Source organism: Agrobacterium tumefaciens, assembly GCF_013337285.1.
In the GTDB taxonomy this organism is placed as follows: domain Bacteria; phylum Pseudomonadota; class Alphaproteobacteria; order Rhizobiales; family Rhizobiaceae; genus Agrobacterium; species Agrobacterium burrii.
On record NZ_SUPW01000004.1, the window covers coordinates 103,365 to 124,579 of the forward strand.

Genomic DNA, 21,215 nt, shown 5'->3' on the forward strand with positions numbered 1-21,215 from the left:
AACGTCAAGCTTTCACGACGGCATCCGTTCATGACCCCGGCTTTCAGGAACCGGCCAATCTGCGGATGAGTTCATCGACGGAATCCGGGATAAAAATTATGTCAGCTGAGACCTTCACTTCTTCCGCATCCTTCAACAGGGCAAACAAAACACGGCACGTTTCCCTTGCTGCGGCAGTTACCCTGCTGGCCGGGCTGAGTGCCGGCGCGGTTTTAGCTCAGACAGTATCCGAACCCCAGGCCCAGCCTGCACCTCAGGTGGAAACGGTTCAGCCCGCCCAGCCGCCGGTGGAAACGCCCGCGACGCCAAGCGCTCCGGCACTCCAGTCTGTCACGCCGCCGTCCGCAACCGCACCGGAACAGCCGGCTGCCGCACCCGCCCAATCACCATCGAACCAGCCCGCGCCTCTTCAGTCCGCAACTGAAGGTGCTGCGCCGCAGCCGACGCAGACCGAGCAGCCGCCTCAGGCGAACGGAACACTTGCGCCGAACGAAGTCTCCACTCCGGTAGAGCCGGTCAGCCCCGAGCCCACCAGCGCCCAACCCGCTAGTGCCCAACCCACCAGCGCCGAACATCGTGCGGATATCCCGCACAACCTGTCGCCATGGGGCATGTTCATGGCTGCAGACTGGGTCGTGAAGGGCGTGATGATCGGCCTTGCCTTTGCGTCGCTCGTCACCTGGACGGTCTGGGTGGCGAAGTCTATCGAGCTTGCGGGTGCGCGGGTGCGCGCCGGTGCAACGCTCAAGGTCATTCGCCGGGCAAAAACCCTGACTGAAGCGACCGATGCCGTCGAAAACAAGGGCGGACCGGCTGCACTCATGCTGCGCATGGCAACCCATGAAATGCAGCTTTCCGATGCGGTGGTCGAACACACGGACGGCGGTGGCATCAAGGAGCGTGTCTCCTCGGCGCTGTCGCGTATTGAAACCCACGCGGGTCGCCGCATGTCGCGCGGAACCGGTGCTCTGGCGACGATCGGTTCCACCGCTCCTTTCGTCGGCCTGTTCGGTACGGTCTGGGGCATCATGAACTCCTTCATCAGCATTTCGGAATCGCAGACCACAAACCTCGCCGTCGTGGCGCCGGGCATTGCCGAGGCGCTGCTCGCCACCGCCATCGGCCTCGTTGCCGCTATTCCGGCGGTGGTGATCTACAACGTCTTTGCCCGCTCCATCACCGGTTACCGTCATCTGCTGGCGGATGCCGCCGCTGGCGTGGAGCGCCTCGTCAGCCGCGATCTCGATTTTCGCCGCATTCCGCCGGGCAGCACCAGCAAGCCCGCAGTGTCGCTGGTAGGACGGTGATCGGTCATGGCTGGCGGTATTCGCGAAAATAGCGGAGACGATCTCTCCGAAAACCACGAAATCAACGTTACGCCCTTCATCGACGTGATGCTGGTTCTGCTCATCATCTTCATGGTGGCTGCGCCGTTGGCCACGGTGGATGTGAATGTCGATCTCCCCGCATCCACCGCCAAGCCGGCGGAGCGTCCGGAAGAACCGCTTTATCTGACGGTCAAGGACGATCTTTCACTCAACCTCGGCAATGATGTCGTTGCCCGGGAAGCGCTGGCAGCCGCAATCGACAGGCAGACGGGCGGCAAGAAGGATACGCGCATTTTCCTGCGCGCCGACAAGGCCGTTGACTACGGTCACTTCATGGAAATCATGAACCTGCTCAGGGATGCCGGTTACCTGAAGATCGCCCTGGTGGGTCTGGAAAATGTCGGTGCGGCGTCGTCGCCCGCCAATGCCGCCCAACCTGCCGCGCCGACGGCGCCAGGAACCGCGCCATGACTGAAAACGGCTACCCGCAGTCCCGACATTCCCGTCTGGGGGAAGTGACGCTGTGGTCCGCCGCGGCGCTGCTCATGCTGAGCGTTCATGCCGGTTTTGCCTATTATCTGATGCAGGAACCGGAAGAACTCGATGCCGGCGGGCCGCCGCCAGCCGCGATCATGATCGAAATGGCGGCGATACCGGAAGCCGTCAACACCGAAGAAACGACGCCGGCGCAGGATGTCGAGGACGCCGAAGAGGTAAAAAGCGACAACAGCCAGCCGATGGAGGAACCTACTCCGGAGGAGCTGCCGCCACCGGAGCCGGTTGCGGAAACGCCGCCGCCGGAACCCGTGCAGCCGCCGGAACCGCCGGTTGAGGAGATTGTCGAGCCGCAGGAAATTCCTGAGCCGGTGGAGCAGATCGACCCCGTGCAGGAACAGATGATGGCGGAACTCGAAAATATCGAGGTTCCCTTGCCTGTCATTCGGCCGCCACCGCCGCCCGTTGAAAAGAAGGTCGAAAAGAAAGAACCGGAAGAGAAAAAGAAGGTCGAGCGCCAACGCCCCAAACCGCAGCAGGCATCGGAATTGCGCGAAACGGCGAAGGCCGAGGCGCAGCAGTCCGACAGGACAGCGGCATCGCGCAACAACGCCGGTTTCTTTTCTTCGTCTTCCGCCTCACCGGCGAAGTGGGGATCGAAGGTTCGTTCCCATATCCAGCGGCGCAAGCCACGTTCGCTTCGCAGTGATGCAATGACGGCAACGGTGCGATTCAGGGTCAATGATGCAGGCGCGATCAGCGGGGTCAGCGTGGTCCAGTCCACCGGCGATTCCTCAATCGACCAGCAGATTGCGGCCTGGATCCAGAGCGCGTCACCCGTGCCTGCTCCGCCTCCGGACGCAAGCAAGACGATCACGCTGCCGATCAGCATCCGCTAGAACCCGCTTAAATCAAATGGACATGTCCACTATTCCTCACGCGCCGATCCGTTTGCGCGTGAATAAGATTTCGCGAATGTTTTCGATGGTGTAGGTCTTTGTCGACGTTACCAAGCAGAGGCATTCCGGAATGAAATTCTCAATCGCAGAGGCGGAGGATCTCGTCTCCTCTATCTTTGAGCGCAACGGCGTTCTGCCGCAGAACGCCCGCTCAGTGGCGAAGGCGCTCGTCGCATCCGAAGCGGCAGGCCAGAGCGGCCACGGTTTTCGCCGTATCCCCGTTTATGTCCGCCAGGCGCGGGTGGGAAAAGTTGATGGCAAGGCGCGGCCGGTGGCGACACGCGTCAAGCCGGGTGTCCTGTCCATCGACGCCAACCACGGCTATGCCTATCCGGCGATTGATTGCGCGCTGGAGCAGTTGCCTGAAATGGCCCGACAGCAGGGCATTGCACTTGCCGCCATCCATCGTTCCCATCACGCCGGCGTCATGGCATTAACTGTCGAACGTTTTGCCGAGATGGGTCTTGTCGCGCTGATGTTCGCCAACGCGCCGGCATCCATGGCCCCGTGGGGTGGCAACAAACCCCTCTATGGCACCAATCCGATCGCATTCGCTACCCCGGTTGGCAACGCCGATCCACTGGTGATCGATCTGGCTCTGTCCAAGGTCGCGCGCGGAAAGATCATGGCGGCCCGTCAGAAGGGCGAGACCATACCGGGGGACTGGGCGCTTGACAGGAACGGCCGGCCAACGACCGACCCTGAAGAAGCCATCGAGGGAACCATGGTGCCCGCAGGCGAGGCGAAAGGTGCCGCACTGGCGCTGATGGTGGAGATCATGGCTGCCGCGCTGACCGGCGGAAATTTCGCGTTCGAAGCCTCTTCCCTTCTGGATGACAAGGGGGCACCACCGTCACTTGGCCACACGATTATCGCCATCGATCCCGTATCCTCGGGTGGTGCAGTCTTTACTGAACGACTGGCGCTCATCGCCGGCGAGATAGAAAAGCAGGAGAATGTGCGTTTGCCCGGCCGCCGTAGCCAGGGCGTTCGCCGGCAGGCGCTGGAAAGCGGCATCGTCGTCGAAAGCGATATTCTCGCTGAAATCCAGTCGCTTTAAACAGTTGTAAAATGAAAAACCCGGCGGACCTGATGATCCGCCGGGCAAACCGTTTATGGCCGCTTTGCATTTGCGTCGATATGGACCGGAAATCATTTCCGGTCCGCTTTTGGTCCGCCATCCCGCCATCGAAATGAGGGGATTTTGACGCATAAAGCCGCTCATCCGGTTTCGGCTTACGGGAAGGGGACGTTTCCACATAAGCCTCTGGAGCGAAAAAGCCTTAGATATCCTGCTCGATCAGGCCGCGCAGCAGGGCAATGCTGACGGCATTCAGCAGATTGGTGGCACCCAGCCGGTTGCGCACCACTTCCAGCGCGTCCTTCACCTCTGCCTCGGTCGCTCCGGTCACAAGGGCGATGTGGGAGGGGTGTTTACCCCGCGCCACCAGTCCCAGATAGTGCCGTTCCCGGTCCGATAGGGCGATCTCGCGCGTCTGGCGATGTTCATGCGGCGTTTTTAAAGACATGTTCTTTTTGCCTCAAAAGAGATTGACCTTCCCGGCGGTGCGATCAGGTAATAATTTCGTTCCCTGAGGGCCGCCCGCGAACGTTCTGTCTGCACGCGAACGGAAACGTCAGTTTCGCCAATAGGTTTCATCTGGCATCAGGAATATGCAATAACGGCTACTTTCGCAGCCAGTCGGCCCCGCATCGACGTTGTTCCTGGGCATGACGCTGCCACACTGATATTCGCAAAACCGGGCTCGGTTCTGGATCAGAACAATGTGCAGATTCAAAGCTTTGGAATGTTTTCCGTCACACCCGAAGGGCCACGCGGCGCTCTAATAGGCGATATACTGCGCCGATAGAATAACATCTCGCGCCAAGTTTTACGTTTTTAGTGTTATGTTTCGGCACAGGAGCCGGAAAAAGCCGACATAATTCTGAATTTTAATGTGTAATTTCGAAATATTGGTGCTGCAAATCTGTCTTATTCGGCGGAATGATGCGCGTGTTTCTTGCGAATATCCGTCGGCGTTGCCCCAAACCAGCGCGAAACGGAACGCGAAAACGCACCGGGCGTCGAATAGCCCAAGCGATAGCTTATGTCGGAAACCGAAAGGTCGCTTTCCACCAGCAACTTGAAGCCGGCATTTTTGCGTATGGCGTCTTTTATCTCGTTGAGATTGGTGCCAAGTTCGGCAAGCCGTCGCTGAAAACTCCGTTCGGAAAGATTGAAGTAGGGTGCGATTTCGCCAAGCGAAAGCTCCGCATCCGACAGCCGCATCTGCATATACCGTTTTACCTGATCGATGAAATGTGTTGCATCCGCTGATGTTTCCGGTCGCAGCATCCGGCATTGCAGGTTCATCAGTTCGAACAGCCGCTCATCTGCGTTTGGATTGGCCACGTCGAGGAGCGATACAGGAAGACGCATCGTGTGGATCGCCTGGGAGAAGCTGATCCGCTTGGTCATTCTTTCTTTAAATAGCTGAATATTATTCGGTTTCTGCCGCTCCAGACCGATTTCGACCTGATTGATGCGCTCACCCAGAATATCGCGAAGGCGCTGGATCAGAACTGTCAGGGATAGATCCACATATTGATCACGCTTGGCGATAACAGGCGCGAAGGACCACGAAAGCGTTACATGCGCGGTATCCGCAACCATGGTGAAATTGCTGTTGTTGGTCGCGTAATAAACGTGGTCCTGAAGAAACCGCAGGAAAGCCCGCACCGTCGGCGCGCTGATCAGGCCGTAACCAAATGCGCCGGATGCGCCGGCCGGAAAGGCGGAGGCGCATTGCAGACCAAAGGCATCGTCACCGGAAATCAAGGCGCAGGTTTCGAGCAATCGGCATAATCTGTCGAGGCTGATGCGTTCTGTCAGACTGTCGAAAGTGGCGGGATCAATATCGAGAGCCTTACAGATGGGGACGATATCGATGCCCCGCGACCGCGCATAGTTGCTGACGCCGGCGGCCAGACCAGCCACCACAGTTATCTCGTCACTGACCCTCTTTTCGGGCATCCCTCGCCTTGGCGTACCATGTTTGGAAATTGTCGCCTGATGGTAAGCTTTGCGCGGCCATTTGTCGAGCAGTCCAAGCCGGGGATTTTAAGATCGGTCGGGGCCGGCGCTTTGTTCCAGCACCCGCATGATGGTCTTGCCCGCATCTTCGATCGCGCCGCTATTATCGACCGTCGTCACGTCAAAGTCTCCGACGACGGTAAGCGAGCTGCGTTCCAGGCGCCGCAGAATATCCTCGCGGCTTTCCCGACCGCGCTGTTCCAGCCGCCGCGCCAGCACCTCCGGTCGGGCGACGATGTTCACCACCCTGAGGCGGGAAAAGGCGGAGCTGAACTCAGGCAAGGCCGAGCGGGAGCCGTTGGCGATGACCACGTCTCCCGCCTCAAGCTGGCGATAGACCGCAGCCGGAATGCCATATTTCAGCCCATGCGCCTGCCAGGAGACGGCGAATGCGCCCTCTTCCTGCAGCCGGTTGAACTCCTGCATCGAAACGGCATCGTGATTTTCGCCGCCCGCATCACCGCTGCGGGTAATGACCCGGCGGGTGAAGTGGAAGCCGGGCCGCCCGGACAATTGCGTTGCCGCATAGTCCATCAGCGTATCCTTGCCGGCCCCGCTCGGGCCGACAACCACGATCATCGTGCCAGGCGTTTTCTCGCGCCGGCTGTCTTCTCCGTTGCCGGTCATGCCACGCGCTTGCCCTGACGCCAGACCGAGCGGGTGACGGGCACGCCATCTTCGCGGTGAACCCGAACCAGATCGGCCCGCAATCCCGTCGCGATACGGCCGCGATCAAGAAGACCAACCGTCCGAGCTGGCGTCACAGTGACCATACGGAGCGCTTCCGGCAGGGTGATGGCTTCCACCTGATCAGCGAGCAGGAACGGTGCGAAAAGCAGGCTGAACGGCACGTAATCGGAAGAAAGAACATCCAGCACGCCGATTTCGGCGAGATCGCGGGCGGCGATGTTGCCGGAGTGGGACTTGCCGCGAACGATGTTCGGAGCGCCCATCAAGACACTCATGCCGGCGCTGTGCGAGGCTTTTGCAGCCTCGACGCTGGTGGGGAATTCCGCCAGTTTCACGCCGTGGCCGATGGCTTCGCCCACATGTGCTTCGGTGGCGTCGTCATGGCTTGCGACGGTGATGCCGCGCTTGGCGCAGCTGGCGGCCAGATAATCACGGTGCTTGGCGGAATATTCAGCCGATGCGGCCTGCCGCCGGCGCACGAACTCGGCAAAAGCCTCGTCGCTCAATCCGCGTTTCTTCTGATAATAGAAGATATATTGGTCCATCGACTGGAACTGGCGCTGACCCGGGGAGTGATCCATCAGCGAAATCAGCCGCACGCGCGGATCGGTTTCGAAGTCTTCGAAATGTTCCAGCACATCGGCGGAAGCGACCTCACAGCGCAGATGCAGCAGGTGATCGGCGCGCAGACGGTTCTGATCCGCCGCCGCTTCGATGGCATCAGCCATTTCCCGCATCTCGCCCTTTTTGAAGCCGCCATCCTCGTCCGAGCCGAGCCGCAGGCAATCGAACACGGTGGTGATGCCTGATGACGCAACCTGTGCATCATGGGCCTGAATGGCGGCGATCTTATCCCAGATCACGCCGGGGCGCGGTGAGTAGTGCTGTTCCAGATGGTCGGTATGCAGTTCCACCAGACCCGGGATCAGAAAATCGCCTTCGAGATCTTCTCCGGTTTTGGAGGCTCCTTCGCTGATATCAGCAATCTTGCCGTCACGGATCAGAACGGATCCCAGAATAATATCGTCTTCCAAAACGATACGGGCATTGGACAGGGCGTGCTCGGTCATGGGTTCGCATCTTTCTTTGGGTGCTGGCCAAGCGGGTGCCAGCGGTGAACGGTAAAGGGCGCGCCGCGCGTTTCTTCAATGAACAAAGCGAGGCCGGAAATGGTGAGAGGCTGATCGACGAATTCGGCAAAACGCGCCGAAAGCACCTCATGCATGGCGGGCTGGTCGCCCTCGTTGATACGGCCGGTCAGCGTCATGTGAAAACGGAAGTCGTCCATGACATGCGGATAACCCCAGAGCGACAGATTCTGCCGCTGGCTTTCCGTCAGCATTTGTGGCCGCCGGCGGGCAATATCGGTCTCGGAAAGAGGCGCGCGAAACCGGTCGAAATGGTCGACGATCTCGGCGGCAAAATCCTGCAGCGGCTGGTAGGTCCGGTCTGGAATCAGCGCGAAAAACGGCCCGAGAGCGCCAACGACGACACGCGGAATATCGAAGGCCGACTGGCTTGCGGCAAAACCTTCGACAGCGGCGAGAAGCTCGGCCTCGCTGTATTTTTCGGCAAGCTCGAAAGGGGCTTTCAGGGTTGCGTGGAAACCGTAACGGCGGGGTTCTTCCGTCGTTTCCGCATAGGCGTCATGGTCATCATGCAGCGTACCGGAAAATGCATTGCGCCCAAGCCAGCGCGACGCTGCTTCAGTCAGCGGATGATCTTTAGCCGGAGAAAAATAGATGGCGTAGCGCACGGCAAGCACTCTTCAGTGTCATGGAAACCAAGGATGAGAAGCTATTTGGCGTGACTCGCCCGCTTCCCGCAAGGTCAGGAGTGCGAGGTAATCGCTTTCCGTGACAGAATGATGATGCATACGGAAAAATGCACATCCGAAATGTGGTTAAACTCCCGAGTGCACCTTGGGGGCCGACATCTGGGCGAATGCGTCAGAGATAAAATCCGTCTTTGGGCTGGTGGTTTAGCGGGCGGGGAAAGGAAAGCCGTTACGGCCTTCGCACACAATCCAGCCCCTCTTAATGTCCTAGTGTTGCGTTTTTCCGATCAGGCGCGAACGCAGCGAATTGGAGATATGGTCGAACAGGAAAACGACGAAGAGGATGAGCAAAACCATATAGGCAACCTTGTCCCAGTCGGCATTGGTACCCATCGCTTCCAGCAGCTTCAGGCCGATACCGCCCGCACCCACCGCACCGATGATCGTGGCGGAGCGGGTGTTGCTTTCCCAGAAATAAAGCGACTGGGAAATGAAGACCGGCAGGACCTGCGGAAGCACGCCGAAACGATTGACGGCAATCGGGGATGCACCGACCGATTTGACGCCCTCGCGCTGCTTGTCATCGACATTCTCCAGCGCCTCGGCATAGACCTTGCCGAGCGCTCCGGTATCGGTGAAGAAGATCGCGGCGATGCCGGGGATCGGTCCGGGACCGAAGCTGCGGGTGAAGAACAATGCCCAGATCAACATGTCGATCGAACGCAGGAAGTCGAACAGGCGTTTCATGCCCCAGTTGGCGGCCCTGTTGGCTGTGATATTGCGGGCGGCGATGAAGGCGAGCGGCAGGGCAACGAGCGTGCCGAACAGCGTGCCAACAAAGGCCATGACCAGCGTCTGCATCAGCTTGGAAAGAATATCGGCATGCTGCCAGACGCTGTTATCGAGGAAATCATCGCCCATATGGCTGATATTGGAGCGCTCGGGATCGAGCCTTTCTCCCCATAGCGCCAGAGCCGCGAGTTCCCCATAGCCTTTGCCCCAGAATTCCGACTTGGTGTCGAACAGGAAGTTTGCCCATCCGAGGAAACGGCGCTGTACATAGACCTGACTGGTGCGGATTTCCGCCTGTCCGGCAAAACCATAATGGACGAGAACCTTGTTGCCGTCCTGCTGAATTTCTTCCGGTAGTTCCTCAGGCGCCCGCGCCTGCTCGCCATTGATGATGACGGGATAGTTCTTGCCGTCGACATAGACATCCACCCGGGTCGGCGTCACGTCGAGGCGGTTTTCCATGCCCGCATAAACCACGCTGTAGCCGCCATCCGGAAGAGGCTGCAGCCAGTCGATCTTTGAGTCGACCGGATATTGACCGCGGCTCGACCATTGCGGCGCTACTTTGCCATCTTCGAAGCGCAGGCGCGGCTGGGCACGCCAGGAATACCAGTCCTGAATATAGCTTGAGGCACGATCCCAGCGGCCTTGCATGAAAGCCGGCCCGACGTTGAAGAAGAAAAAGCAGCTGATGAGATAAATGATGGCAGCGAGAATACCGACCAGCAGACCATAACGCTGCATGAAGCCGCGTTTGAAAATCGCGGGATGCGCGGCCGTCAGCCTTTCGCGCTCGGCAGTGTTGAGAATGAAGCTGGAGGACATCAGGCCGCTCCCCGTCCGAATTCGAAGGATTGATGGCCGATCAGTCTGCGGCGCAGCCAGCTGGAAAACTGGTCGACGGCGATGATGGTGATCAGCAGCAGGATGATGATGGCATAGGTCTTGGAGGCGTGATCGTTGCCGATCGACAGCCGGAACACCTCGCCGATGCCGCCGCCGCCGACCGCACCGATGATGGTGGAGGCGCGCACGTTGATTTCGGCGCGCAGCAGCGCGTAGGAGACGAAATTGGGCAGAACCTGCGGCACGATGGCGAAGCGAACGCGCTCCAGCCAGTTGGCGCCAGACGCGCGAAGGCCTTCATCCGGCTTCATGTCGGCATTTTCCACCACTTCGAAGAACAGCTTGCCCAGAGCGCCGATCGTGTGGACTGAAATCGCGATGATCGCGGCGATCGGACCGATCGAGAGAATGGCGGTCAGCAACCCGGCAACGACGATTTCCGGAAAGGCCCGCAGGACTTCCATGACCCGGCGCACGACCCAGCGCACGATACCGGCGCCGACGAGGTTGGTGGAGGCGAAGAAGCAGAGCACGAAGGCAAAGCTGGTGCCGATGATTGTCGAGACCAGCGCAATATTGAGCGTGATGATCAGCTGATAGATGAAGTGCGGGATGTAAAAGCTGTCGGTGATGTAAACACGATCCGCGACGTAGTTATATTTCAGCGAACCATTCGCATAGGGCGACGGCAGGTCGAACATCGCCCGGAAGATTTCAAGCGGACTGTCCGGCACGAAGGTTTTCATGAAGTCGAAGAAATAGGGCAGGCGCTCGAAAAACTTGCCTGAATTGGCCGCGTTGGCGAAATTCAGTGAAGCGGCGAGGATGACGAGGAAGATCACGAGCGAAATGACGGTATAAATCCGCCTTGTCGCAAGCTGCTGTTGATAATGACGCATGACCGTTTGGGACGATGCGCTCAATCCCTTGGTCGATGGGGTGCCATGATGCAGTGTGGTCGCCATGCCGCTTTTCCTTTATTGGCAAAAGCGGCGGCGCCGCAAGGCACCGCCGCTTCCGGGTATGATCGCAGGGATCAGCCGCCGATAACGGACTTACGGGCGTCGATGATCGTCTGGTAGAAGGACGGGTCGACCTTGATGTAAGCGGTGTTCTTGCCCTGGGTGAAACCCTGGAAGCAGGCGAGGTCCTTCTTCGGCAGTTCCATGAAGAAGTCTTCCACCTTCTGCTTCATGGCGTCGCCGAGCTTGTTGGTGACCATGAGCGGGCCGTTCGGGATTAGCGGCGACTTCCAGACTTCGACGATATCGTCCATGTCGAGGTTGCCCTTCTTGACCATCTGGTAGAGGTTGCCGGCCGTGTAGCCTTCTTCCCACTTGCCGACGCCCGAACCGAAGGTCGTGCCAACGTCGAACTTCTTGTCGAGAACGGCGAGAACGAGGTTTTCATGACCGCCACCGAAGCCGGTTTCGGAGAAGTATTCCTTCACCGGAGTGCCGGTTTCCTTCGGGATAGCCACGTTCGGGACGAGGAAGCCAGAGGTGGAGTCAGGATCGGCAAAGCCGATCTTCTTGCCCTTGGCGTCTGCCAGCGTCTTGATGCCGCTGTCTTTGCGGGCAACCATGATCGTGTAATAACCGGTCGAACCGTCAGCGCCGGCCGTTGTCAGGATCGGGTCAACGGCCTTCGGATCGGCAAGAGCGATCTTGGCGTAGGAGGAAGCGCCCATGGAAGCGATGTCGATGGTGCCGCCGAGCAGACCCTGGATGACGCCGTTATAGTCCGGCGACGGGAAAACCTGAACTTCGGAAACGCCGGTCGCAGCCTTGAGGCCATCGGCAACGCACTTCGTGTTGCGGATCTGGTCGGCTTCGTTTTCCGAACCGTCGAGACCGATACGCAGGACCTTGACGTCCTGAGCCATGGCGGAACCGGCCAGAACGCCAAGGGCGACTGCCGAAAGAAGGATTTTCTTCAACATGGACTTTCTCCTGTTTCCCGGCGAGCCGGAGTTTGTTGTGAAGTACCGGCCCTTGACGCGGGCACAAACGATGCTGAGCGGTTCCTCAGAGCCCGGCGAGAGCGAGCGGTTCGGGACCGGCAGATTGCTGTACCGGACGTGCGGCAAGCTGCGCGCCGGGAATGTTGATGCTGGTCGAGGTCATGGTCTCGTCAATGCCGGAGCCTTGAGAATCGGTTCCGTAAATCTCCGTGACGGCCGCAGCGGTCAGCTCCGCCGGCGTTCCGTCGAAGACGACACGGCCCTGAGACATGCCGATGATGCGTTCGCAATAATTGCGCGCCGTATCCAGCGTGTGCAGATTGGTGAGGACGGTGATGCCTTCCCGCTCGTTGATGTCGCGCAGCGCGTCCATCACGATCTTGGCATTAAGGGGATCGAGCGAGGCGATCGGCTCGTCGGCCAGAACCATCTTCGGAGACTGCATCAGGGCGCGAGCGATGGCGACGCGCTGCTGCTGGCCACCGGAAAGCGTGCCCGCAGCCTGCATGGCCACATGTTCGATGCCGAGCCGCTCAAGGGCGGCGATCGCCATCAGACGCTCATCATTGGTGAAGATATTAAACAGGCTGAGTGCCGTCGAACGGTGGTTGAGACGGCCGAGCATGACATTGGTGAGCACGTCAAGGCGCGGCACCAGATTGAACTGCTGGAAGATCATGGCGCAGTCGCGCTGCCAGTTGCGCAGCGCCGCACCCTTCAGCGACGAAACTTCCATGTCGTTGAAATGGATAGAACCCGAGGAGGGATCGACGAGGCGGTTGATCATGCGCAGCAGCGTCGATTTGCCGGCGCCCGAGCGTCCGATCACGCCGACCATCTGCCCCTGCGGTATCTCGACATTCACGGCATCGACCGCAGTGTGGTTGCCGAAACGGCGCGTGACTTGCTTCAGGTGAAAGCTCATTTCCCCGTCCAATCTTCTTATGACGGGGTTCGACCTAACAGCGGTCCATGAACTGTGAGTGTCAGTTTAATGAAGAAAATATTACAGAATTCGCAGATACGACATCCTGGGGTTCGCCGACAAACCTTTCGTCAGGCATGTCATCAGCCGGGCATATCTGGAGCCGACAAACAGAAATCCCGGGACGTGGCCCCGGGATTTGCAATCGCTTCGGTATGAGCGGAGTTCATCCACCATATTTCGCCACGAAATCCTCGGCGGCGAGCGCGCGGAAATCATCGAGTGCGCCGCGCAGTCTGGCATGGTCCCAATCCCACCAATTCAGATCGTCCATGCGCCGGCCAAGCTCCGCCGGAAAACGCTCTCGGATCAGCCGGGCGGGCACGCCACCGACGATGGTATAGGGCGCGACATCTTTCGATACGACCGCGCCAGCCCCGATTACCGCACCGTTTCCAACCGTCACACCGGGCAGGATGGTTGCGCCATGGCCGATCCACACGTCGTGGCCGATCACCACGCGCTTGGCGCGGCGGGCAGCGAAGAAGTCCGTTTCATCCTCGGCGTCGTCCCAGTAGCTGCGGGCGCGGTAGGTGAAATGGTGCAACGTCGCCCGCTGCATCGGGTGATTGGTGGCGTTGATGCGGACGGAGGCGGCGATATTGACGAATTTGCCGATGGTGGCGCACCAGATCGCGCCGTCCTGCATGACATAGGAGTAATCGCCCATCTCGACCTCCTCAAGGCGGCAGCGCTCCGAAACCTCGGTATAGCGGCCGATCGAGGAATTGGTGACACGGGCGGTGTCGTGAATGACAGGTTCGAGACCGACCTTGACACTCATGCCGCTGCCTTCCGGGGAGAGAATTGCGAGACGTCGAGAATGCGGTCGGCAACGGCTTCCCGCACTTCCTCGTCGTGGAAGATACCCAGCAACGCCGTGCCTTTCGCTTTTTTCTCGATGATCATGTCAACGACCACCCGCCGGTTGGCGGCATCCAGCGATGCCGTTGGCTCATCGAGAAGCAGGATCGCATGATCGGTGATGAAGCCGCGCGCAATGTTGACGCGCTGCTGCTCGCCGCCCGAAAAGGTCGCCGGCGGCAGGGACCACAGTTCGCGCGGCAGGTTGAGTTTCGACAGCAGCATGGCCGCCTGCTCGCGCGCCTCCTCGGCGGCAACCTTGCGCGCGAAGAGCGGTTCGGCGACGACGTCGATTGCCGGAACACGCGGCACGGTGCGCAGGAACTGGCTGACATAACCGATGGTGCGATGGCGAATTTCGAGGATCGTGCGCGGCGAGGCATTGCCGATATCAACGACTTGATCCTGGTGGCGGATGAGAATCTGCCCGCTGTCGATGGCGTAGTTGCCATAGAGCATTTTCAGGATCGAGCTTTTGCCGATACCCGAAGGGCCGCCGAGCACGACGCATTCGCCGCCGGAAACGGAGAAATTGACATCGCGCACGACCGGCAACTCGATGCCGTCGCGCAGATGCATGGTGAAGCTTTTGAAAACTTCCGAAACGATAAGGGGCGTCGCCATGGCGTCAAACCTGCAAAATGGAGGAAACAAGCAACTGCGTGTAGGGCTCGCGCGGATCGTCCAGCACCCGGTCGGTGAGACCATGCTCAATGACGTCGCCGCCCTTCATCACCATCATGCGATGAGACAGCAGTCGTGCCACCGCCAGATCATGGGTGACGACGACGACGGCAAGCCCGAGATCGTTGACGAGACCGCGCACCAGATCGAGCAGGCGCGCCTGCACGGAAACATCGAGGCCGCCCGTCGGTTCGTCCATGAAGACGAGGCGCGGCGAGGTGACGAGATTGCGGGCGATCTGCAGGCGCTGGCGCATGCCGCCGGAAAAGGCGCGCGGCTGATCGTCGATACGGTCGGTGCCGATTTCCACCCGTTCCAGCCACTCGCTGGCCGATTGGCGAATGTTACCGTAATGCCGGTTGCCCACAGCCATCAGCCGCTCGCCGACATTGGCGCCGGCCGAAACCGCCATCCGCAACCCGTCCGCCGGGTTCTGGTGTACGAAGCCCCAGTCGGTGCGCATCAGGAAACGACGTTCGGCCTCGCCCATGTGGTAAAGGTCGCGTACCGAGCCGTCGCGCATGCGATATTCCACGCTGCCCGCCGTTGGCATCAGCCGGGTGGAAATGCAGTTGAGGAGGGTGGTCTTGCCCGAACCGGATTCACCGACAATGGCCAGAACCTCGCCCGGGTAGAGTTCAAAGGAAACGTTGCGGCAACCGGCGCGGTCGCCGTAATATTTGGAAACGTCCCGGACTTTCAAAAGCGGTGCGTCGCTCATTCTGCGGCCTCCTTCACATCCGCAAGCATGTGGCCCTTGTGGCCATGGGCGCGGCGATCCTCGCAATGGTCGGTATCGGAGCAGACGAACATTCGTCCGCCCTTGTCATCAAGCACCACCTCGTCCAAGTAGACGTTCTCGCCGCCACACAGCGCGCAGGGCTTGTCGAAGCGCTGGATTTCAAACGGATGGTCCTCGAAATCGAGGCTCACGACGTCAGTATAGGGCGGTACGGCGTAAATGCGTTTTTCGCGTCCTGCGCCGAACAGTTGCAGGGCGTCCGACATATTCATTTTCGGATTGTCGAATTTCGGTGTCGGCGAGGGGTCCATTACATAACGCCCGGCAACCTTTACCGGATAGGCATAGGTGGTGGAGATGCGGCCGTTGCGGGCGATGTCCTCGTAAAGCTTGACGTGCATCAGGCCGTATTCCTCCAGCGCATGCATGACGCGGGTTTCGGTCTCGCGCGGCTCGAGGAAGCGTAACGGTTCGGGGATGGGAACCTGATAGACCAGAACCTGTCCCGAATGCAGCTCTTCTTCGGGAATGCGGTGCCGCGTCTGGATGATGGTCGCGTCCCCGGTGCGGGTGGTGACGGCAACATTCGCCACCTTCTGGAAAAAGGCACGAATGGACACCGCATTGGTGGTGTCGTCGGCTCCCTGATCGATGACCTTCAGGACATCATTGGGACCGAGGATGGAGGCCGTCACTTGCACGCCGCCGGTGCCCCAGCCATAGGGCATGGGCATTTCACGGGAAGCGAAGGGAACCTGATAACCGGGAATGGCAATGGCCTTCAGGATCACCCGGCGGATCATCCGCTTGGTCTGTTCGTCCAGATAGGCGAAGTTGTAGGCAGCCAGCCCGTCGTCAAATGAAACTTCTTTAAGCATTGCGCGTTAACCTTGCGAAAAAAGGAGTACAAGCTCATGGAGATTGGAATTCTTGCAGCCGTGTTTTTTGCTGTGTTTGCAGCATCGACCGTCTTTTGCGCTTACTGGTTTGGGGAGCAGCACAGCCGCTGAGCTATTCGGCTGCATCGCCCATCCATTCCGCGCCATCAGTATTGATCGCCTCGAAATCGGCGCGCATCTTCCTGACCAGACCGAGTTCGGCCTGAAAATCCACATAATGCGGCAGCTTCAGATGTTCGACGAAACCCGTCGCCTGCACATTGTCTGCATGTGAGATGACGAATTCCTCATCCTGCGCCGGGGCGACGACATCTTCGCCGAATTCACCGGCGCGAAGCGCGCGATCCACCAGCGACATGGCCATCGCCTTGCGTTCGCTCTGGCCGAACACCAGCCCGTAACCGCGGGTGAATTGCGGTGGCGCCTTGGCAGAACCCTTGAACTGGTTGACCATCTGGCATTCGGTGACCTTGATATCGCCAAGCGAGACGGCAAAGCCGAGTTCGGGAACATCCAGCTCCACTTCAACATCACCGATGCGGATTTCACCGACGAAGGGATGCGTGCGGCCGTAACCGCGTTGCGTCGAATAGGCGAGTGCGAGAAGAAAGCCCTCGTCACCGCGCGCCAGCGATTGCAGGCGCAGGTCGCGTGGCATCGGAAACTCCATCGGCTCGCGCGTCAGATCGCCGGCAACATGATCGTCAGGCATATCGCCATCGCTTTCGATCAGCCCTTCTTCCGCCAGAATGTCGGAAACCCGCATGACATAATCCGGTTCGCCTTCACGAATGGCAGCGGTTTCGACAACCTCGTCCTCGAGGAGCGAGGGATCGAGCAGACGATGGGTATAATCGAAGGTCGGCCCCAGCAATTGCCCGCCCGGCAAATCCTTGTAGGTCGCGGAAACGCGTCGCTGCACCGTCATGTCAGCCGTATTGACCGGCAGCGAATAGCCGAACCGCGGCAACGTGGTGCGATAGGCGCGCAGCAGGAAGATGGCCTCGATCATGTCACCGCGCGCCTGCTTGACGGCAAGGGCTGCAAGCGACTGGTCGTAAAGCGAGGCTTCCGCCATGACGCGGTCGACCGCGAGTGAAAGCTGCGAAACGATCTGCGCCACGGTCATGGTGGGCAGGCCACGGTCTCCGCGCCTTTTGTCGGCCAGAAGTCGGTGGGCGTTGGCGATGGCGGTTTCGCCGCCTTTGACAGCAACATACATCTTATGCCTCCACGGATTTAATGCGCGTCGTGCGCGGCAGGCAGACGAATTTGTCGGCGCAGGTCAAAATGACATCAACGCCGCGCGGGAAAATGGCGTTGTTCTCCGCCCAGAGCCTCGGAAATATCTCCGGCAGGCCGGAAGGGCTGATGATATTGATGTGGCGGATGCCGGGGCCGGACAGTGACAACTCCTGTCCGCCATCAAGATCGGGCAATTCGATGATGACCGTCGTCGAACGGTCGGGATATTCCTGGCTTCCCTGAGCGAAGAGGCCGAAGGAGGCGATGGTGCTGCCCGCCTCGATCACGGCGAACTGCGCAGCACCCTTTTCTTCCGTCGCAATCGCGCCGGTGTGAAACCCAACCCAACCCGGCACGGCAGTTTTTCGCAGCGTGCTGCTCAGCCAGACCGGCGTGTCGTGGTCGCAAAGCGCCAGCAGAACCGCACCCGTTGCAGTGGCAAGCGGCGCCGGCGGGGCGACTGCGGTTTCGATCGTCTGCGGTGTGCCCGGACGGGCCATGCCGTCCATCAGCTTTTTAAAAACCCGTTGGGAATCGAAGACGGCGTCGGAAAAGCCGCCCGTCAATGCTTCGGCTTTGACACCCATCAATCTTCTCCTCGAACCATGGTGAAGAAATCGACCCGCGTGGCGGCGGTCTCTTTTGTTTTCCGCTGCTTTTCTTCGGCCAGTCTTTTTTCGACCGGCGAGAGAAGCTCGGCTTCGATGAAGTCGCGGGTGGGGTTTTCCTGCCAGAGCGCGTCGAAAACGGCCGCGTACCAGGCCTTCTTGCGGCCGGTACCGAGAACATGCGCATGGCCGACAGTGCCGGAAGCAAGCTTGATCGTCGCGCGGGTAACAGTGGTTTCACCCAGGTTGAAAGGCGCGCCGCCACCGCCGATACGGCCCTTGACCATGACGAGGCCGGTTTCCGGTCCGCGCACATTTTCCGTCTGCGGGCTGGCGTCCTGCCGGTTCCAGACCGTTTCGAGTTCCTGAACGGTGGCGCGGGCAAGAAGTGCCGCCACCCGCTTCCTTTCCGTCTGTATATTCGCAGCTTCGTTATTCATCGCTTGACCTCTAATGTCTATTGATATAGACAACTATACAATATAAGCTACAATTAACGTCGATGAATGACAAGCGTGTGACATGAGCCCTGCAGCAGCAATGAAAAGAAAGAACGGCGTAGCGCTCTGGCGGCAAATCGCCGACCGGATCAGAGGCGAGATTGCAGCGGGCGATCACGATGAAACCGGCATGTTGCCGCCTGAAATGACGCTGGCCGAAAAATTCGGCGTCAACCGCCACACCGTCAGAAGCGCCATTGCCGCATTGGCGAGTGAAGGCATCCTTGAGCCGAGGCAAGGGCGTGGCACGATGATCGCCCGCAAGGAACGACTGAGTTTTCCGATTTCACTGCGCACGCGGTTCACGGCAGGCATCGGCGATCAGGTGAAGGAAATGGAAGCGCTGCTTCTTTCCCATACGACCGAGCCGGCAACTGCCGATCTGGCGGCGCGGTTGCAACTCCAGACCGGTGCACCGCTCGTGCGTCTGGAGACCCTGCGCAAGGCTGATACCCGGCCGGTGTCCCGTTCGACCACATGGTTTCCGGCGGATCGTTTTGCCGGAATAGGCGAGGCCTATCAGAAAAGCGGCTCGATCACGGCTGCTTTCAAGGCGCTCGGTGTGGCGGACTACGTGCGCATCTCGACCGTTATTTCAGCCAGCCACGCCGATACGCAGGATCTGGCCGATCTCGAATTGTCGCCGGGTGCCATCCTGCTCGTCACTCAGGCGCTGAATGCCGATATGGATGGCGTGCCGGTGCAATATGCCGTCAGCCGATTTTCGGCCGATACCGTCGAATTCACGGTCGAAAATTAGGGTACGGGCTTATTCCGCCTGCGAAAGACCGAGCACATCCAGCATGGAATAGAAGCCCGGCTTCTTGTCGAAGGCCCAGACAGCCGCCGTAATCGCACCGCGTGCGAAAATAGAGCGGTCGCCGGCGTAGTGGGAAAGCTCGACGCGCTCACCCTCGCCGGCAAAGATCACCGAATGTTCACCGATCACCGAACCGCCGCGCAGTGTGGCGAAACCGATGGTGCCGGTCTCCCGAGCACCCGTATGGCCGTCGCGTACGCGCACCGAAGAGGTGGTGAGATCGACCCTGCGGCCGGCTGCCGCCGCCTCACCGAGCAGAAGTGCCGTGCCAGACGGCGCATCCACCTTGTGCTTGTGGTGCATTTCCAGAATTTCGATATCCCAGTTCTGCGCGTCCAGCGCCTGCGCCGCCTGCTGCGTCAAAACGCTGAGCAGGTTGACGCCGAGGCTCATATTGCCCGACTTGACGATGCGCGCATGGCGCGATGCCGCCTTGAATTTGTCCTCATCTTCCGGCGAGCAGCCGGTGGTGCCGATGACATGCACGATGCGGGCCTGCGCGGCGAGACCGGCAAAGGTGACGCTGGTTGCCGGTGAGGTGAAATCGATTACCCCTTCGGCATGCAGGAAGGCCTGCAACGGATCGCTGGTGATTTCGATACCGATCGGGCCGAGACCGGCAATCTCGCCGGCATCGCGGCCGACAAAGGCGGAGCCCTCGCGTGCGACGGCGGCATGCAGCATCACGCCGGGTGTCTGGTGAATGAGGCGGATCAGTGCCTGTCCCATGCGGCCCGCCGCGCCGACCACCACCAGTTTCATGTCGCTGCTGCCCATGTTTTCACTCACTTTTCATGTCGGGCGGATCGAAACCCGCCGGTATCGGACGTTTGATGTTTGCAGCGGCGACGTTAAAGACCGCCCGCCCGCTTCGCAAGCATCACATGGGAAGGGCTGATCAGGCTCTCCAGCGCCGACCATCCAGCGCCAGGCCGAAATCGGCAGGTGTTCTCGCATAGGTGGCAAGACCGGAAAGCGCTGCCTGTGGGTGGGTGACGACGAAGGTCGGAATGGTCCGCATCAGCGCGCTGTGTGGCGCCTTGTCTTCAAAGGCGGCCCGGAATTCCGGGCTCTTCAGCGCCGGGATGATCTTCTGCGAAATGCCGCCGGCGAGATAAACGCCGCCCTTGGCCATGAAGATCAGCGCGAGATCGCCAGCCACACGGCCGAGATAGGCGCTGAAAAGCGAAAGTGTTTCTTTTGCCTGCGCATTCTGGCCCGAAAGCCCCTGCGAGGTGATATCGGCCGGATCGGAAAAAACGGGTTCGATGCCATCGGTCTTGCAGACGGCGCGGTAAAGATTCACCAGTCCGCGTCCGCACAGGATCTGTTCGCCGGCAACACGGCCCTCAATGGTTTCGATATGCGGGAAAACCGCATAGTCACGTGCACTTCTTGGGCCGACATCGATATGGCCGCCTTCGCCGGGCACCGGGAACCACATATGGCGGGCGTAAACCAGACCGGCGACCCCGAGGCCCGTGCCCGGCCCAAGAACGACGCGCGACGCCAGCATGTCTTTCTTGCCGGCGCCGATAGGTTCGCGGTTGTCGTCGTCAAGCGCTGCAATCGCCAGAGCCTGCGCTTCGAAATCATTGATGACGATGACATCCTTGAGGCCGAGTTTGGCCAGCATGTCCTTCGGCTTGACGACCCAATGGCAGTTGGTCAGCGGAATCTCGTCGCCTTCGATAGGGCCGGCAATCGCAAGGATGGTCGAGACCGGCTGAAGCGAGGTCTTGTCCAGAACCGCCTGCTGGATGGCGTCGTCGATCGTCGGATATTCCGCTGTCTTCACGGTGGTGAGGTGCACGGGTTCCGCAAAGGAATCGATCAGAATGGAAAAGCGGGCATTGGTGCCGCCGATGTCGCCAAGAAGGATCGGAAAGGACAGATATTCGGTATCGGACGTCTTCGGCATTGC

General features: G+C 59.8%; 23 protein-coding genes. 5 read left to right on the forward strand and 18 right to left on the reverse strand.

Annotated features, from left to right (window positions below):
- The first annotated feature begins 98 nt into the window (after nucleotides 1-98).
- The 4 genes from exbB (at nucleotide 99) to FCH38_RS13355 (ending at nucleotide 3,842) form a co-directional block, all read left to right on the forward strand.
- Nucleotides 99-1,307, forward strand: a complete 1,209-nt coding sequence (gene exbB / locus FCH38_RS13340; protein WP_174374061.1) for a tonB-system energizer ExbB — start codon at nucleotides 99-101, stop codon at nucleotides 1,305-1,307.
- A gap of 6 nt (nucleotides 1,308-1,313) precedes the next feature.
- Entirely contained in the window at nucleotides 1,314-1,799 is a 486-nt protein-coding gene (exbD, locus tag FCH38_RS13345; protein WP_149898248.1) for a TonB system transport protein ExbD, read from the forward strand.
- Entirely contained in the window at nucleotides 1,796-2,722 is a 927-nt protein-coding gene (locus FCH38_RS13350) for a TonB family protein (protein WP_174374062.1), read from the forward strand. Before exbD ends, FCH38_RS13350 begins: the two co-directional genes overlap by 4 nt.
- A gap of 130 nt (nucleotides 2,723-2,852) precedes the next feature.
- The gene (locus tag FCH38_RS13355; RefSeq protein WP_174374063.1) at nucleotides 2,853-3,842 is read left to right on the forward strand and encodes an Ldh family oxidoreductase; all 990 of its coding nucleotides are present in this window, start codon (nucleotides 2,853-2,855) and stop codon (nucleotides 3,840-3,842) included.
- A gap of 223 nt (nucleotides 3,843-4,065) precedes the next feature.
- On the opposite strand, the gene FCH38_RS13360 is transcribed toward FCH38_RS13355, so the two are convergent.
- The 16 genes from FCH38_RS13360 to phnG form a co-directional block, all read right to left on the reverse strand.
- The gene (locus FCH38_RS13360) at nucleotides 4,066-4,311 is read right to left on the reverse strand and encodes a LuxR C-terminal-related transcriptional regulator (protein ID WP_046799167.1); all 246 of its coding nucleotides are present in this window, start codon (nucleotides 4,309-4,311) and stop codon (nucleotides 4,066-4,068) included.
- A 464-nt stretch (nucleotides 4,312-4,775) separates the two neighbouring features.
- Nucleotides 4,776-5,816: a helix-turn-helix domain-containing protein gene (locus FCH38_RS13365; protein WP_149898251.1), complete on the reverse strand. Its 1,041-nt coding sequence runs from the start codon at nucleotides 5,814-5,816 to the stop codon at nucleotides 4,776-4,778.
- 87 nt (nucleotides 5,817-5,903) lie between these two features.
- Nucleotides 5,904-6,503, reverse strand: coding sequence for a phosphonate metabolism protein/1,5-bisphosphokinase (PRPP-forming) PhnN (phnN, locus tag FCH38_RS13370; protein ID WP_174374064.1), 600 nt, complete (start codon nucleotides 6,501-6,503; stop codon nucleotides 5,904-5,906).
- Nucleotides 6,500-7,636, reverse strand: coding sequence for an alpha-D-ribose 1-methylphosphonate 5-triphosphate diphosphatase (locus tag FCH38_RS13375; RefSeq protein ID WP_149898252.1), 1,137 nt, complete (start codon nucleotides 7,634-7,636; stop codon nucleotides 6,500-6,502). The genes phnN and FCH38_RS13375 overlap by 4 nt, the downstream gene beginning before the upstream one ends.
- A complete protein-coding gene (locus FCH38_RS13380) occupies nucleotides 7,633-8,331 on the reverse strand; it encodes a DUF1045 domain-containing protein (RefSeq protein ID WP_174374065.1) in 699 nt (232 codons plus the stop codon). The genes FCH38_RS13375 and FCH38_RS13380 overlap by 4 nt, the downstream gene beginning before the upstream one ends.
- Before the next feature lie 279 nt (nucleotides 8,332-8,610).
- Complete coding sequence (gene phnE / locus FCH38_RS13385; protein WP_174374066.1) at nucleotides 8,611-9,960, reverse strand: phosphonate ABC transporter, permease protein PhnE; 1,350 nt, start codon at nucleotides 9,958-9,960, stop codon at nucleotides 8,611-8,613.
- Entirely contained in the window at nucleotides 9,960-10,946 is a 987-nt protein-coding gene (gene phnE, locus FCH38_RS13390; RefSeq protein ID WP_174374067.1) for a phosphonate ABC transporter, permease protein PhnE, read from the reverse strand. Before phnE (FCH38_RS13390) ends, phnE (FCH38_RS13385) begins: the two co-directional genes overlap by 1 nt.
- A gap of 71 nt (nucleotides 10,947-11,017) precedes the next feature.
- Nucleotides 11,018-11,923: a phosphonate ABC transporter substrate-binding protein gene (gene phnD, locus FCH38_RS13395; RefSeq protein ID WP_149898256.1), complete on the reverse strand. Its 906-nt coding sequence runs from the start codon at nucleotides 11,921-11,923 to the stop codon at nucleotides 11,018-11,020.
- 85 nt (nucleotides 11,924-12,008) lie between these two features.
- A complete protein-coding gene (gene phnC, locus FCH38_RS13400; protein WP_174374068.1) occupies nucleotides 12,009-12,869 on the reverse strand; it encodes a phosphonate ABC transporter ATP-binding protein in 861 nt (286 codons plus the stop codon).
- Nucleotides 12,870-13,095: 226 nt separating this feature from the next.
- Nucleotides 13,096-13,713, reverse strand: coding sequence for a DapH/DapD/GlmU-related protein (locus FCH38_RS13405; RefSeq protein WP_174374069.1), 618 nt, complete (start codon nucleotides 13,711-13,713; stop codon nucleotides 13,096-13,098).
- On the reverse strand, nucleotides 13,710-14,417 hold the full coding sequence (gene phnL, locus FCH38_RS13410; protein ID WP_149898259.1) for a phosphonate C-P lyase system protein PhnL: 708 nt from the start codon (nucleotides 14,415-14,417) through the stop codon (nucleotides 13,710-13,712). The genes FCH38_RS13405 and phnL overlap by 4 nt, the downstream gene beginning before the upstream one ends.
- A gap of 4 nt (nucleotides 14,418-14,421) precedes the next feature.
- Nucleotides 14,422-15,198, reverse strand: coding sequence for a phosphonate C-P lyase system protein PhnK (phnK, locus tag FCH38_RS13415; RefSeq protein WP_003524419.1), 777 nt, complete (start codon nucleotides 15,196-15,198; stop codon nucleotides 14,422-14,424).
- Entirely contained in the window at nucleotides 15,195-16,097 is a 903-nt protein-coding gene (locus FCH38_RS13420) for an alpha-D-ribose 1-methylphosphonate 5-phosphate C-P-lyase PhnJ (RefSeq protein WP_174374070.1), read from the reverse strand. Before FCH38_RS13420 ends, phnK begins: the two co-directional genes overlap by 4 nt.
- A 133-nt stretch (nucleotides 16,098-16,230) precedes the next feature.
- A complete protein-coding gene (locus tag FCH38_RS13425) occupies nucleotides 16,231-17,340 on the reverse strand; it encodes a carbon-phosphorus lyase complex subunit PhnI (protein WP_153515292.1) in 1,110 nt (369 codons plus the stop codon).
- 1 nt (nucleotide 17,341) lies between these two features.
- Nucleotides 17,342-17,950, reverse strand: coding sequence for a phosphonate C-P lyase system protein PhnH (phnH, locus tag FCH38_RS13430; protein WP_174374071.1), 609 nt, complete (start codon nucleotides 17,948-17,950; stop codon nucleotides 17,342-17,344).
- A complete protein-coding gene (gene phnG, locus FCH38_RS13435) occupies nucleotides 17,950-18,411 on the reverse strand; it encodes a phosphonate C-P lyase system protein PhnG (protein WP_174374072.1) in 462 nt (153 codons plus the stop codon). Before phnG ends, phnH begins: the two co-directional genes overlap by 1 nt.
- An 82-nt stretch (nucleotides 18,412-18,493) precedes the next feature.
- Here phnG and phnF point away from each other — a divergent pair, with 82 nt between their 5' ends.
- Nucleotides 18,494-19,231, forward strand: coding sequence for a phosphonate metabolism transcriptional regulator PhnF (phnF, locus tag FCH38_RS13440; RefSeq protein ID WP_149898265.1), 738 nt, complete (start codon nucleotides 18,494-18,496; stop codon nucleotides 19,229-19,231).
- A gap of 9 nt (nucleotides 19,232-19,240) precedes the next feature.
- On the opposite strand, the gene dapB is transcribed toward phnF, so the two are convergent.
- The gene (gene dapB, locus FCH38_RS13445) at nucleotides 19,241-20,068 is read right to left on the reverse strand and encodes a 4-hydroxy-tetrahydrodipicolinate reductase (protein WP_174374073.1); all 828 of its coding nucleotides are present in this window, start codon (nucleotides 20,066-20,068) and stop codon (nucleotides 19,241-19,243) included.
- 121 nt (nucleotides 20,069-20,189) lie between these two features.
- The gene (locus tag FCH38_RS13450) at nucleotides 20,190-21,212 is read right to left on the reverse strand and encodes a glucokinase (protein ID WP_174374074.1); all 1,023 of its coding nucleotides are present in this window, start codon (nucleotides 21,210-21,212) and stop codon (nucleotides 20,190-20,192) included.
- Nucleotides 21,213-21,215: the final 3 nt, after the last annotated feature.